General features: G+C 52.9%; 15 protein-coding genes. 8 read left to right on the top strand and 7 right to left on the bottom strand.

The window, feature by feature from the left end; translation table 11 throughout:
- Nucleotides 1-224: 224 nt before the first annotated feature.
- Nucleotides 225-785 (bottom strand): D-glycero-beta-D-manno-heptose 1,7-bisphosphate 7-phosphatase, encoded by a 561-nt coding sequence (gene gmhB, locus NR177_RS18735; protein WP_256853396.1) that lies wholly within the window; start codon nt 783-785, stop codon nt 225-227.
- 188 nt (nt 786-973) lie between these two features.
- On the opposite strand from gmhB, the gene metN reads away from it, so the two are divergent.
- The 6 genes from metN to proS all read left to right on the top strand — a co-directional run bounded on the left by metN (nt 974) and on the right by proS (nt 6,530).
- Nucleotides 974-2,005: a methionine ABC transporter ATP-binding protein MetN gene (gene metN, locus NR177_RS18730; RefSeq protein WP_145393654.1), complete on the top strand. Its 1,032-nt coding sequence runs from the start codon at nt 974-976 to the stop codon at nt 2,003-2,005.
- Nucleotides 1,998-2,651 (top strand): methionine ABC transporter permease MetI, encoded by a 654-nt coding sequence (locus tag NR177_RS18725; protein WP_013024713.1) that lies wholly within the window; start codon nt 1,998-2,000, stop codon nt 2,649-2,651. Before metN ends, NR177_RS18725 begins: the two co-directional genes overlap by 8 nt.
- A 29-nt stretch (nt 2,652-2,680) precedes the next feature.
- Nucleotides 2,681-3,496 (top strand): MetQ/NlpA family lipoprotein, encoded by an 816-nt coding sequence (locus NR177_RS18720; protein WP_014592975.1) that lies wholly within the window; start codon nt 2,681-2,683, stop codon nt 3,494-3,496.
- A 126-nt stretch (nt 3,497-3,622) separates the two neighbouring features.
- Nucleotides 3,623-4,021, top strand: coding sequence for an Rcs stress response system protein RcsF (rcsF, locus tag NR177_RS18715; RefSeq protein WP_063878495.1), 399 nt, complete (start codon nt 3,623-3,625; stop codon nt 4,019-4,021).
- On the top strand, nt 4,018-4,722 hold the full coding sequence (tsaA, locus tag NR177_RS18710; protein WP_109718258.1) for a tRNA (N6-threonylcarbamoyladenosine(37)-N6)-methyltransferase TrmO: 705 nt from the start codon (nt 4,018-4,020) through the stop codon (nt 4,720-4,722). Before rcsF ends, tsaA begins: the two co-directional genes overlap by 4 nt.
- Before the next feature lie 89 nt (nt 4,723-4,811).
- Complete coding sequence (gene proS / locus NR177_RS18705; RefSeq protein ID WP_063878493.1) at nt 4,812-6,530, top strand: proline--tRNA ligase; 1,719 nt, start codon at nt 4,812-4,814, stop codon at nt 6,528-6,530.
- 137 nt (nt 6,531-6,667) lie between these two features.
- On the opposite strand, the gene arfB is transcribed toward proS, so the two are convergent.
- The gene (arfB, locus tag NR177_RS18700; protein WP_063878492.1) at nt 6,668-7,078 is read right to left on the bottom strand and encodes an alternative ribosome rescue aminoacyl-tRNA hydrolase ArfB; all 411 of its coding nucleotides are present in this window, start codon (nt 7,076-7,078) and stop codon (nt 6,668-6,670) included.
- A 217-nt stretch (nt 7,079-7,295) separates the two neighbouring features.
- On the opposite strand from arfB, the gene NR177_RS18695 reads away from it, so the two are divergent.
- Nucleotides 7,296-7,496: a YaeP family protein gene (locus NR177_RS18695; protein WP_063878491.1), complete on the top strand. Its 201-nt coding sequence runs from the start codon at nt 7,296-7,298 to the stop codon at nt 7,494-7,496.
- Nucleotides 7,483-7,743, top strand: coding sequence for a Rho-binding antiterminator (gene rof, locus NR177_RS18690; protein WP_063878490.1), 261 nt, complete (start codon nt 7,483-7,485; stop codon nt 7,741-7,743). The genes NR177_RS18695 and rof overlap by 14 nt, the downstream gene beginning before the upstream one ends.
- Before the next feature lie 40 nt (nt 7,744-7,783).
- Here the strand turns inward: rof and NR177_RS18685 are convergent, their stop codons facing one another.
- The 5 genes from NR177_RS18685 to accA all read right to left on the bottom strand — a co-directional run bounded on the left by NR177_RS18685 (nt 7,784) and on the right by accA (nt 13,092).
- Nucleotides 7,784-8,092, bottom strand: coding sequence for a cytochrome c (locus tag NR177_RS18685; RefSeq protein WP_181377171.1), 309 nt, complete (start codon nt 8,090-8,092; stop codon nt 7,784-7,786).
- The gene (tilS, locus tag NR177_RS18680) at nt 8,092-9,396 is read right to left on the bottom strand and encodes a tRNA lysidine(34) synthetase TilS (protein ID WP_256853395.1); all 1,305 of its coding nucleotides are present in this window, start codon (nt 9,394-9,396) and stop codon (nt 8,092-8,094) included. Before tilS ends, NR177_RS18685 begins: the two co-directional genes overlap by 1 nt.
- 48 nt (nt 9,397-9,444) lie before the next feature.
- Nucleotides 9,445-9,834 carry a VOC family protein gene (locus NR177_RS18675; protein ID WP_256853394.1) on the bottom strand — a complete coding sequence of 130 codons (390 nt, stop codon included), beginning with the start codon at nt 9,832-9,834 and terminating at the stop codon, nt 9,445-9,447.
- A gap of 12 nt (nt 9,835-9,846) precedes the next feature.
- Entirely contained in the window at nt 9,847-12,012 is a 2,166-nt protein-coding gene (locus NR177_RS18670) for a lysine decarboxylase LdcC (protein ID WP_063878487.1), read from the bottom strand.
- A gap of 123 nt (nt 12,013-12,135) precedes the next feature.
- The gene (accA, locus tag NR177_RS18665; RefSeq protein ID WP_063878486.1) at nt 12,136-13,092 is read right to left on the bottom strand and encodes an acetyl-CoA carboxylase carboxyl transferase subunit alpha; all 957 of its coding nucleotides are present in this window, start codon (nt 13,090-13,092) and stop codon (nt 12,136-12,138) included.
- Between the last annotated feature and the right edge of the window lie 4 nt (nt 13,093-13,096).

The raw sequence follows: 13,096 nt of genomic DNA, 5'->3' as shown, positions 1-13,096 counted from the left end.
CCGTCTGTCGCGAGGTGGCGTATATTACGCTTTCCTCCTTCAGAGTCAACTTCTTTTTCAGAAGTTTTTCTCCGGCGGCTCAGTTTCCTGAACCTCTCAACACCGCATTCCGTAAGCCGTTGTGCCGTGTCAGTGGAGGCGCATTATAGGGAAGCTTTCGCAGAGCGCAAGTGCAAATTTAAACTTTTTTGCTGTTCGTCTGAAATTTGCACAAAAGCGCTGTTTTACGCGTTTTTAATGTGCGAAGGCAGCTCGGCAAGACTCGCGATGACCCAGTCAGCCAGGGCCTCACCTTCAGCCGTAACCGGCTTACCGCTGCGCACTAATACCTTTTTACCCACGCCAGCGGCCTGAGCGGCCTGCATATCTTCCAGTTTGTCACCTACCATATAAGAAGCAGCCATATCGATGTGCAGCTCCTTTTGTGCTGACAGCAACATCCCTGGCTGAGGTTTACGGCAGTCACACTGCTGGCGAAATTCTTCAATTGTCGCATCGGGGAGATGCGGACAGAAATAGATACCATCAAGATCGATATCCCGATCGGCCAATGACCAGTCCATCCACTCGGTGAGCCGCATAAACTGATCTTCGCTAAACATACCGCGTGCAATGCCGGACTGGTTGGTTACGACCACCAGCGCAAAGCCCATCTTCTTTAACTGCTGTAATGCTTCAATGACGCCATCGATAAACTGGAAATTATCGATTTCATGGACATAGCCGTGATCAACATTGAGGGTGCCATCGCGATCGAGAAAAATGGCCGGGACTTGATTCGTCACGTAAAAACTCCTGCTATAAAAATTGCCGCTTAGTATCGCACGATTGCCATAAAAGGGAGAATGTCAGATTGAATCACTTCCATTGATTTAGACGTCTGGATGCCTTACCATCCATCCAGCTTATGCATGCTTTCATCTATGGAAGCACACCAGACCACGGACAATGCAAGACGATAATAAATAACGTAATGATTAAATTAGAAAATATCACCAAAGTGTTCCAGCAAGGTTCGCGTTCGATACAGGCTTTATCCAATGTCAGCCTGCATGTGCCTGCCGGACAAATCTATGGCGTCATCGGCGCATCCGGTGCCGGAAAAAGTACGCTGATTCGCTGCGTGAATCTGCTTGAACGCCCTACCTCAGGCCGGGTACTGGTTGACGGTGCGGATTTAACGGCGCTGAGTGAACGGCAGTTGACTCAGGCGCGTCGCCAGATTGGCATGATTTTTCAGCATTTTAACCTGATGAACTCCCGCACGGTATCTGGCAACGTTGCGCTGCCGTTAGAGCTGGGCAACCTCACCCGTGACGAGATTAAAAAGCGTGTGGCTGAACTGCTGGACCTGGTCGGTCTGGCTGATAAGCACGACGCCTGGCCAGCCAATCTTTCCGGTGGTCAGAAACAGCGTGTTGCCATTGCGCGTGCGCTGGCGAGCAACCCCAAGGTTCTGCTGTGCGATGAAGCCACCAGCGCGCTCGATCCAGCCACCACGCGTTCGATTCTTGAATTGCTCAAAGATATTAACCGTCGTCTCGGCCTGACCATTCTGTTGATTACGCATGAGATGGATGTCGTAAAGCGCATCTGCGATCAGGTCGCGGTGATCAGTCAAGGTGAGCTAATCGAAAAGGACAGCGTGAGCGAAGTCTTCTCGCATCCTAAAACGCCGCTGGCACAGCAGTTTATCCAGTCAACACTGCATCTGGATATTCCAGACGATTATCAACAGCGCCTGTCGCCTGAAGCCGGTCCTGAAAGCATGCCGTTGCTGCGTATGGAATTCACCGGGCAGTCCGTTGATGCACCTTTACTGTCTGAAGCCGCACGTCGTTTTAATATCAATAACAATATTATCAGTGCGCAGATGGATTACGCCGGCGGTGTGAAGTTCGGCATCATGCTGGCGGAAATTCACGGCAGTGAAAGTGATACACAAGCCGCTATTCAGTGGCTGCAAGAACATCATGTAAAAGTAGAGGTATTAGGTTATGTCTGAAGCGATGATTGCGTTGCTGGGGCGCGGCGTGTGGGAAACGTTGATGATGACCTTTGTCTCTGGCTTTTTCGGTTTCGTGCTGGGTTTACCGGTGGGCGTGCTGTTGTACGTTACTCGTCCAGGGCAGATTCTTGAAAACAAAGGCTTGTACCGGGTGCTGTCGGCGCTGGTCAACATCTTCCGCTCTATTCCTTTTATTATCCTGCTGGTATGGATGATTCCGTTTACCCGCATTATTGTCGGCACCTCAATCGGTCTGCAGGCCGCCATCGTGCCGCTGACTGTGGGCGCAGCCCCGTTTATTGCCCGTATGGTTGAAAACGCGCTGTTGGAACTTCCGACCGGATTGATTGAAGCCTCGCGCGCAATGGGCGCAACGCCGATGCAAATCGTCCGTAAAGTCCTGCTGCCTGAAGCGCTGCCCGGCCTGGTCAATGCTGCAACCATCACGCTGATTACGCTGGTTGGCTACTCTGCCATGGGTGGTGCAGTAGGCGCGGGCGGCCTGGGACAGATTGGCTACCAATATGGTTATATCGGATATAACGCGACGGTGATGAATACGGTATTAGTGTTATTAGTCGTTTTGGTGTATCTCATACAATTCTGTGGTGACCGCATCGTGCGTGCTGTGTCCCATAAATAAGCAAGCAATATCACTCTTAAGGAAAGGATATGTCTTTCAAATTTAAAAAAATTGCCGCTGTGGGTGCATTAATTGGCGCGATTGCGCTGGCAGGATGCGATCAAAAAGCTAAAGATCCAAACCACATTAAAGTGGGTGTGATCGTAGGCGCAGAGCAGCAGGTTGCAGAAGCTGCGGCCAAAGTTGCAAAAGACAAGTATGGCCTGGATGTTGAGCTGGTCACGTTTAACGACTACGTGCTGCCTAACGAAGCGTTGAGTAAAGGCGATATTGATGTGAACGCCTTCCAGCACAAACCGTATCTGGATCAACAAATCAAAGATCGCGGTTACAAGCTGGTATCCGTTGGTAATTCTTTTGTTTATCCGATTGCTGGCTACTCGAAAAAAATCAAATCACTTGATCAACTGCAGGATGGCGCACAGGTGGCGATTCCTAATGACCCAACCAATCTGGGTCGCTCGCTGCTTCTGCTGCAGAAAGTTGGCCTGATTAAGCTGAAAGACGGTGTGGGCCTGCTGCCAACCTCACTGGATATCGTTGAGAATCCAAAACACCTGAAAATTGTTGAGCTGGAAGCACCGCAGCTGCCACGTTCACTGGACGATCAGCAAATTGCGCTGGCGGTGATCAATACCACTTACGCCAGCCAGATTGGCCTGACGCCGGCGAAAGATGGCATCTTTGTTGAAGACAAAGACTCACCTTACGTCAACCTGATTGTGGCACGTGAAGACAACAAAGACGCGGAAAACGTGAAGAAATTCGTTCAGGCTTATCAGTCTGACGAAGTCGCGGACGCCGCGAATAAAGTCTTTAACGGCGGCGCGGTTAAAGGCTGGTAATCCCGTCTGACATCTTCCCTCAGGGCGGCTTTTAGCCGCCCTTTCTGTTATTGCGCTTTGCTGACTTGTTATTTATCCGTGTCCTTGTTTCAATAACGCCACTTTTTGAAACTTGAGGATGTTGCCATGCGTTTTTTACCGCTCTGCTTGTTAGCATTGATGCTGACAGGGTGTGTTCGAGAGTACCACCCAATAAGCAGCGCACCTTCTCAGCCGCAGCAACCCAGCGAACCGACACGTAAGCCAACGTATCGACCCGCGCCTGTTAAGGTTTATACCGACGCTGCCGATCTGGTGAGCAAACCCTTCCGCGATCTGGGCGAAGTGTCCGCTGAAGATTGCCAGGTAAGCAACCAGAGTTCGCCCCCCAATATCGCTACCGCACGTAAACGTATGCAAATCAAAGCGTCACAGATGAAAGCCAATGCTGTGCTGCTGCATAAATGTGAAATCGTCAGCAGCACGCCAGGCTGCTACCGTCAGGCTGTTTGTCAGGGATCGGCGCTGAAAGTCACCAGTCAATGAGTGAATTCGCCTTTGCGCAAATCGGCGTGATCCATTCACCCTGGAAAGAGAAGTTCGCCGTGCCGCGCCAGCCGGGGCTGATTCAGGATGGCGGCGGCGAACTGCATCTTTTGCCGCCTTACAATCAGGCGGATGCGGTGCGCGGCCTGGAAGACTTCAGCCATCTCTGGATACTGTTCGTTTTTCATCAGACCATGGACGGTGGCTGGCGTCCTACTGTGCGGCCGCCGCGCCTGGGCGGTAACGCCCGCATGGGCGTTTTTGCCACACGATCCACCTTTCGCCCCAACCCTGTTGGCATGTCGCTGGTTGAGCTCAAAGGCATTCGCTGCGAGAAACAACAGGTCATTCTGCAGTTGGGCAGTCTGGATTTGGTAGACGGTACACCGGTTGTCGATATCAAACCCTACCTGCCTTTTGCCGAAGCCCTGCCCCAGGCTCGTGCAGGTTTTGCCCAGTCCGCGCCGGAAAGCACCATGCCGGTCCGGTTTTCACCGCACGCCCAGCAGCAACTGCAACAACACGGCCGCTATCCCCATCTGGCGAGATTTATCAGCGAAGTACTCGCTCAGGATCCGCGGCCCGCTTACCGTAAAGGTGAAACCCAGGACAGGGAATATGCCGCCTGGCTACTGGAGTTTAATGTGCGCTGGCGCATTGATGAGGCAGGGACAGAAGTCGTGGCTATCGATCCGCGTTAAAACCCGCTTTTTAGCCAGTGATCTCACTGGTACACTAGCCGCCAGCAAATTTTTGTCTGTGAATTTCCGATCAACTGGAATCGTAATCAATGCGTACTACTCAATATCTGCTCTCTACTCAGAAAGAGACACCTTCTGACGCGGAAGTGATCAGCCATCAGCTGATGCTGCGTGCCGGAATGATCCGTAAACTGGCTTCGGGTTTATATACCTGGCTGCCAACCGGTCTGCGCGTATTAAAAAAAGTCGAAAACATCGTTCGTGAAGAAATGAACAACGCCGGTGCCATTGAGATTTCAATGCCTGTGGTCCAACCCGCAGACCTGTGGCAAGAGAGCGGGCGCTGGGAGCAGTACGGCCCAGAATTACTGCGTGTTGCGGATCGCCACGAGCGTCCGTTTGTGCTCGGCCCGACGCATGAAGAAGTGATTACCGATCTGATTCGCAATGAGCTGAGCTCATATAAGCAGCTGCCGCTGAATCTGTATCAAATCCAGACCAAATTCCGTGATGAAGTGCGCCCGCGCTTTGGCGTGATGCGCTCGCGTGAATTCATCATGAAAGATGCTTACTCTTTCCATACGACCCAGGAATCGCTGCAGGAAACCTATGACGCGATGTACCGCGCCTACAGCCAAATTTTCAGCCGTATGGGCCTGGATTTCCGCGCGGTGCAGGCTGATACCGGTTCGATTGGTGGAAGCGCGTCTCACGAATTCCAGGTACTGGCACAAAGTGGTGAAGATGATGTGATTTTCTCCACGGAGTCTGACTTCGCTGCCAACATTGAACTGGCTGAAGCCGTCGCGCCAGCTGGCGATCGTCCTGCGCCTGCAGAAGAGATGCGCCAGATCGATACGCCGAATGCCAAAACCATCGCAGAACTGGTGAGTCAGTTCCAGCTGCCGATTGAGAAAACCGTGAAAACCCTGATGGTTAAGGGCGCAGAAGAAAGCGGTCACGCATTGGTTGCGTTACTGGTTCGCGGCGATCACGAGCTGAATGAAATCAAGGCAGAAAAATCACCGCTTGTCGCTTCTCCCCTGACGTTCGCGACAGAAGACGAGATCCGCGCAGCGGTCGGTGCAGGTCCAGGCTCGCTCGGCCCGGTCGGGCTGAATATGCCGGTTATTGCCGACCGTACGGTGGCGAAGATGAGCGATTTCAGCGCCGGTGCCAACATTGATGGTAAACATTATTTCGGCATCAACTGGGAACGCGATCTTCCTATGGCGCAGGTGGCCGATATCCGCAACGTTGTGGAAGGCGACCTTAGCCCGGACGGCAAAGGCACATTGCAGATTAAACGCGGTATCGAAGTCGGCCATATTTTTCAGCTGGGCACCAAGTACTCCGAAGCGATGAAAGCCTCTGTACAGGGTGAAGATGGTCGTAACCAGGTCATGACCATGGGCTGTTACGGTATCGGTATTACCCGTGTCGTTGCGGCGGCCATCGAGCAAAACCATGACGATCGCGGCATCATCTGGCCTGCAGCACTGGCACCTTTTGAGGTGGCGATTCTGCCCATGAACATGCAGAAATCGTTCCGCGTGAAAGAGTTAGCAGAAGAGCTGTACAACACGCTGCGCGCCAAAGGCGTAGAAGTGATTCTGGACGATCGTAAAGAGCGTCCGGGTGTGATGTTTGCCGATATGGAACTGATTGGCGTACCGCACACCATCGTGATTGGCGACCGCAATCTTGATAACCACGAGATTGAGTATAAAGCCCGTCGTGCCGGTGAGAAACAGATGATCAAGCAGGATGAGATTGTCGGGTTTCTGCTTAACGCACTGAATAAGTAACCTGCCTCAAAACGCCCCTTCATGGGGCGTTTTTATTCCCCGCTGAATAACGCCCTGCTCTGTAGTTTATTTACGCTTCCAGAACCCACAGACACGTATTGCGGTTATTGAGTCCCGCGCGCATAAGCATCTAAGCGTTATTGCACCTTGCCGCGCAGCGCTTTGGTACTACTGCGACGCGACTTGCCTTCCAGCCTGCGCTCTTTCGAAGCGCGCGTAGGCCGCGTTGACCGCCGGACTTTCTCTACCGTGGTAAGCTCACGAATCAGGTTGATCAGCCGCTGCAGTGCCGCTTCCCGGTTCATCTCCTGACTACGGTATTCCTGCGCCTTAATGATGACGGTTCCCTCACCCGTAATTAAATGATGGCTGGCGTTTAACAGCCGCTCTTTATAGAACGGTGGCAAGGACGAGGCGGCAATGTCAAAACGCAGATGAATGGCGGTGCTGGTTTTATTCACATGCTGACCGCCGGAACCCTGCGCCCGAATGGCCGTCAGCTCAATTTCACTGTCCGGCAGCTCCACGTTACGTGACAGCATAATCATCTGCCACCTGCCTGCGTCCAATTCGTGTGTTTTTGTCCTGGGCTGTTCATCAACTTAACCTTTCGTGCTTTATCCTGAGTCGTCTGATACTGCATAGCCAGCTACTTTAGCAGTGATTTGCGCGTTGTTCCTGCTTTTGCCTGGCTGATTTTCTGGAAATGCCTGTGATATAGTCGCTAATCAACCAGGGTATTTATGCTCTGCTGAGGAGGTGCCTGTGCAAAAATATTGTGAGTTAGTTCGCCAAAAATATGCCGAAATCGGCAGCGGGGATCTGGGATATGTACCCGATGCGATAGGCTGCGCCTTAAAAGCGCTTGATGATATTGCCGCGAATGCTGCGCTAAATGCTTCTCTCAGGGAACAGGCGGCCTACGCCGCCGCAAACTTATTGGTGAGCGACTATGTTGATGAATGAAGCTTATAAACCCATCAATTGCGATGACTACGATAATCTGGAACTCGCCTGCCAAAAAAACTGGATGCTGACGCTGGAGTTGAAAGATGGCGAACAGCTCAAGGCCAAGGCCAGGGATATTCTTTCACGTAAAAACGTTGAGTACCTGGCGATTGATCTTTCCGGTGAAACACGCGAGCTACGTCTCGACCACATTGCCAGCTTTAGCCATCCTGAACTTGGCACCGTTGTTGTCAGCGAAGAGTAATTCACTTCCCGTCGGGCGGGATGCACTCCCGCCCATCTCATCAAGGTTTTAACGCACTGTAGTACGCGGCTAAATTCGCCATATCGTCATCACTTAAGCCTGCGACAAACGCCTTCATCACTTCAGCCTGACCGCCGCTTCGTTCCCCTTTTTTATACGCCTGTAACGCATGATTAAGATAAGCGGCATTTTGCCCGGCCAGATTAGGATAAAGGGGCGCGGTCGCTTTCCCCTGTGCCCCGTGGCAGGCCATGCAGGCGGCCGAACGTTGTTCGCCCGCTTTCACATCGCCTGCGGCGTGGGCCGGTAAGACGGTTAGCAGCAGCAAGGCTGCTAGTCGTTGTATCATCACGGCGCTCCCGTCGTTTTCTGCCAGTTGACTTGCCAGCCATGGGCATCCTGACTTGCGCCCTCACGGGTAATAAACAGCCCGGGCGCGCTAATCAGTGTCTGATTAAAATAAATTAATGGAATGCGTGTACGCTGCCAGGGGGGAATATTCAGCATCTGCCAGATTTTCTTTATGTCACGTCCCCCTGTGCGATTCACAATATGAACATAGCCTGTTGCGTAAAACCGCACGAATACCTGCTCCTCCGGCTGTGGACAGCGAAGCGTACTCACGTTTTTTTCGGACGTGAGTACGCCCAGGTTCTGCGGTAAAACCAGGGGCTGATTGAGGTCAGGCCATGCCATTTCACAGTCGGTTAAGGACGCGCTGAGAGGCAAGCGGTAAAGCTGCTGGCGGTAGCGACGGATCTCGTGGTTCCCTAACGTTAACCGCGGCTGGGCATCCTCCCGGCAGAGCATGACGTCCTGGCGAATACGGCGTAATGCTTCCCGCGAGGGCATCTTCTCACCCTGTCTGGCCAGCCAGCGACGCAACAGGGCATTCCCTTTCGCCTCACTCATGGTCAGTAACGGCGTAAAGCACAGGCTACCGTCGGGTTGTATTAGCTCGCTGAGTTGCCCGGCCAGCAATTCATCCAGGAGTTGCTCCTGCTCACCACACAAGGCGGCACTGCGTGCCGTCGCCTCGGCAAAATGCGGCCAGCGGCTCAGTACCGCAGGTAATAGCTGCTGACGTAAAAAGTTGCGGTCATAACGCAGAACCTGATTACTTTCATCCTCGACCCAGGTCAGTTGGTGCGCGTCGGCATACTGCTCCAGGCTCAGGCGGGAATGGTGTAGCAGTGGTCTTAATAAGGGATGTCCGGCAAGCGTGGTCAGCATCGGCATGGCCGCCAGGCCCGCCGGGCCGCTGCCGCGCTTCAGCGCCAGGAGCAGCGTTTCACACTGATCGTCCAGATGCTGCGCAGTCAGCAGCTTTTCATCCCCGTGGAGTGCCTGGCTCAGTGCCTGATAACGCGCCTGACGCGCCGCCGCTTCGATACCCTGTCCCTTCTCCGCGATCTGCACACGCAGAACGTCACAGGGGATCTGCCACTGTTCGCACACATTCAGGCAGTGCGCTGCCCAGTCATCGGCATTCCGGCTGAGGCCATGGTGCACATGCAGCGCACGTAGCCGGGATAACGGATGACGTTGCTGCCAGGCCCGAAGCTGATGCAGCAGGACGGTCGAATCCAGGCCACCGCTAAAGGCCACGACCAGCGCGTCACGCTCATTCAGCAGTGCGTCGAAATCAGACATGATGTCAATCCATGAGACGGCTAGCGGTGTAGCCATAAAGTCGCTATTTTACGCTTGATAGAGTTCCAGCGGCAAACCATCCGGATCGGCAAAGAACGTACAGGGTTTACCGGTCAGCGCATCGATGCGAATCGGTTCACATGCTACGCCCTGGCTCGCCAGATAATCTGCCGCGGCCTCGACATCCGGTACGCTAAAGGCCAGATGACGTAAGCCGCAGGCTTCCGGTTGACTGACGCGGGCAGGCGGCGTCGGAAAAGAAAACAGCTCAATCGTATACTGGCCGTTCAATGCCAGATCCCCTTTCCAGGAATCACGCGCTTCACGGTAGTGCTCGCTTTGCAATTCAAAGCCCAGAATGTCGCAGTAAAAAGCTTTACTGCGCGGGTAGTCAGACGCAATGATGGCGATGTGATGGATGTGCGTTAGCTGCAGCATGTTTGCTCCCTGTTAAACATTGATATCCTGGTATTCAGCCTGTTTCAGCACACGAACCCGATACTCACCCTCTTCGGTTAAGGTCGCGCCGTGAATATCTGTCTCAAAGCCGGGATAGTGGCGTCCAATGCTACACAGCATTAACAGGAAGTCGAGTACGGCGCGGCTTTGTTCTGTAATCATTTCACCGGGCATTACCAGCGGGACACCGGGAGGATAAGGCAGGATCATGTTGGCGGAGATGCGGCCCACCAGCGCATTGATGCTCACCGTTTCAATATTGCCTTTGACCTGCTGCTGAAAAGCCTGATGCGGCGTCATTTTCATTTCGGGTAAGACATCAAACGCTTTCAACATGAGCCTGGGTAGATCATGTTGCTGGATGAGACGATGAATCCCCTGCGCCAGCGTCTGAATACGCATGTTACGGTAAAAATCAGGATCTTCCGCATAGAGATCCGGCAACATATTTTTGACCCGAAGATTGAGATCGTAGGCGCGCTTAAATTCCGTTAATCCCCGCAGCACGCTCATCGCTTTGGTTTTATCGATGCCGATGCTGAAGAGGAACAGCAGATTGTAAGGGCCGGTTTTTTCAACCACAATCCCGCGCTCATCCAAAAATTTTGCCACCAGCGCGGCCGGAATCCCCTCTTCTGCCATCTCGCCCAGCTCGCTCATGCCCGGTGTCAGAATGGTCACTTTGATCGGATCAAGGTACATATGATCGCGATCGGCCTGGGTAAATCCATGCCAGTCTTCTTCCCCCGGCTGGATCGGCCAGCACTGGGCTTCATCGACGTGTTCAGGCTGCCAGATATCAAAAAACCAGCTGTCGCACTCCTCTCGCAACCGCTGTATCTCGCGACGAAAGTGCAGTGCGCGTTCCACTGAGCGATTGATAAGCCTTTTACCCGGATTCCCCCGCAGCATCGCCGCCGCCGTCTCAATGGATGAAACGATGGCATAGTTGGGTGAGGTGGTGGTGTGCATCATATAGGCTTCATTAAACGTCTGCTCGTCATACTCGCCTTTAATATGAATCAGCGACGCCTGAGAAAACGCTGCCAGCAGTTTATGCGTGGACTGGGTTTCATAAAAGACTTTACCCGGCACCCGCTCGCCACTCATGCCGCTTTTTCCCTCATAGATAGGATGGAAGTTGGTATAAGGAACCCAGGCAGAATCAAAGTGGATCGACGGCACGTCCAGCGTTTGTTTGATGTATTGCGTGTTGTAGAGCAAACCATCATAGGTCGAGTTGGTGATCACCGCATGGACCGGCCAGCTTGCGCGCGGCGTGGCGGCGACCTTCTGCTCGATGCTGGCACGGGTGAATTCTTTTTGCGGAATCCCGCCCAGAATGCCTAATGCGTTGCGTGTCGGTTTCAGCCAGACAGGGATCAAATCGCTCATCATCAACAGGTGGGTGAGCGATTTATGGCAGTTGCGATCCACCAGTATGGTGCTGCCTGCCGGTGCCGCATACATCCCCACGATCTTATTCGAGGTCGAGGTACCGTTAGTCACCATATAACTTTGTTCTGCACCAAAGGTTCTGGCGATGTACTCCTCAGCGTCGAGATGCGGCCCGGTATGATCAAGCAGCGAGCCCAGTTCCGTTACCGAAATGGAGATATCGGACTTCAGCGTATTAGCGCCAAAAAAGTCATAGAACAAACAGCCGACCGGGCTTTTCTGGAAGGCGGTGCCGGCCATATGGCCTGGCGTACAGAAGGTGTACTTCCCCTCTTTCACATAGGTAAACAACGCTTTGGTTAACGGCGGTGTAATGTTGTCGAGGTAGTCATCCGTGTACTGGCGAATGTGTAAGGCGATATCCTCGGCGGCATTCAGCGCGTACTCAAAGAAATGCAGGGGCAAACGCATTTCGTTGATGCTGATATCCATCTGAGAATGGGTATTGATAAAGGCATACAGCGGCAGATGTTCATTGAGCTGATTAATTTCGCCGCACAGCTCCGGGCTGTTGTGCTCATCCCAGTCAAAAATGACACCGCTGATTCGGGGATTGTGCTCAATGAGCTTGAGCAAATCGTCATGATTTTTGGGATGGATAAGTTGAAAACCTTGCTGACTCAGTGCGACTTCCAGCTCGCGTAAGGGTTCATCTTTGAAAAACACGCCGTGCGCGCCCATGATCGCCAGAATATTCAATGCACATCTCCCTGATTGTTGAGGCATTGAGTAAGCATAGCGAATCATACCGCTATACTGCAGTCAGATTAGTGGCATAAAAAAAGCGGACCGAAGTCCGCTTTAGCGCTTGATGAGGCTGAATCAGGCGTAACCGTAGCTCATCAGCCGTTGATAACGGCGATCTAACAGTTCTTCGGTGCTGAGTCCTTCCAGATCGGCCAGATCGGCCAACAGTTGCTTTTTCAGCGACTGTGCCATTTCAACCGGGTGACGATGTGCACCGCCCAGTGGCTCAGGGATAACCGAATCAATCAGCTTCAGCTCTTTCAGACGCGGAGCGGTAATGCCCATTGCTTCTGCAGCCAGTGGCGCTTTATCGGCGCTTTTCCACAGAATTGAGGCACAGCCTTCCGGAGAGATGACAGAATACGTGCTGTACTGGAGCATGTTAACTTTGTCACCAACACCAATCGCCAGCGCGCCACCTGAACCGCCTTCACCGATGACCGTACAAATCACCGGCACTTTCAGACCTGACATTTCCCGCAGATTACGGGCAATCGCTTCAGACTGACCGCGCTCTTCCGCGCCGACACCGGGATAAGCACCCGGCGTATCGATAAAGGTGAGGATAGGCATCTTAAAGCGTTCAGCCATTTCCATCAGGCGCAGCGCTTTGCGATAGCCTTCTGGTGCTGGCATACCAAAATTACGGCGAATCTTCTCTTTGGTTTCACGTCCTTTCTGGTGACCAATGATCATGACCGGGCGACCATCGAGTCGCGCAATCCCGCCCACAATGGCTTTGTCATCCGCATAAGCACGGTCACCCGCCAGCTCATCGAAATCGTCAAAGGCATTGCGCACGTAATCAAAGGTATAAGGACGTAATGGATGACGTGCCAGTTGCGCAATCTGCCATGCGCCCAAATCGGCGAAGATTTTACGGGTCAGCTCAACGCTTTTCTCGCGCAGTCGCTTCACTTCTTCGTCGAGATTGACGTGTTTATCGTCCTGACGACCAATCGAGGTAAGCGAATCAATTTTCGCTTCCAGTTCTGCAATTGGCTGTTCAAAATCCAGGTAATTAAGACTCATAATG

Source organism: Pantoea sp. Fr+CA_20 (genome assembly GCF_024520835.1).
GTDB classification, from domain to species: domain Bacteria; phylum Pseudomonadota; class Gammaproteobacteria; order Enterobacterales; family Enterobacteriaceae; genus Pantoea; species Pantoea allii.
The sequence above is the reverse complement of the archived record's forward strand: the minus strand, read 5'-3'. Positions and strand labels throughout refer to the sequence as shown.

Coding starts and splice junctions, on each gene's coding strand:
- metN (WP_145393654.1), top strand. CDS start 974: ATGATTAAATTAGAAAATATCACCAAAGTGTTCCAGCAAGGTTCGCGT.
- NR177_RS18725 (WP_013024713.1), top strand. CDS start 1,998: ATGTCTGAAGCGATGATTGCGTTGCTGGGGCGCGGCGTGTGGGAAACG.
- NR177_RS18720 (WP_014592975.1), top strand. CDS start 2,681: ATGTCTTTCAAATTTAAAAAAATTGCCGCTGTGGGTGCATTAATTGGC.
- rcsF (WP_063878495.1), top strand. CDS start 3,623: ATGCGTTTTTTACCGCTCTGCTTGTTAGCATTGATGCTGACAGGGTGT.
- tsaA (WP_109718258.1), top strand. CDS start 4,018: ATGAGTGAATTCGCCTTTGCGCAAATCGGCGTGATCCATTCACCCTGG.
- proS (WP_063878493.1), top strand. CDS start 4,812: ATGCGTACTACTCAATATCTGCTCTCTACTCAGAAAGAGACACCTTCT.
- arfB (WP_063878492.1), bottom strand. CDS start 7,078: ATGATTATGCTGTCACGTAACGTGGAGCTGCCGGACAGTGAAATTGAG.
- rof (WP_063878490.1), top strand. CDS start 7,483: ATGTTGATGAATGAAGCTTATAAACCCATCAATTGCGATGACTACGAT.
- NR177_RS18685 (WP_181377171.1), bottom strand. CDS start 8,092: ATGATACAACGACTAGCAGCCTTGCTGCTGCTAACCGTCTTACCGGCC.
- tilS (WP_256853395.1), bottom strand. CDS start 9,396: ATGTCTGATTTCGACGCACTGCTGAATGAGCGTGACGCGCTGGTCGTG.
- NR177_RS18675 (WP_256853394.1), bottom strand. CDS start 9,834: ATGCTGCAGCTAACGCACATCCATCACATCGCCATCATTGCGTCTGAC.
- accA (WP_063878486.1), bottom strand. CDS start 13,092: ATGAGTCTTAATTACCTGGATTTTGAACAGCCAATTGCAGAACTGGAA.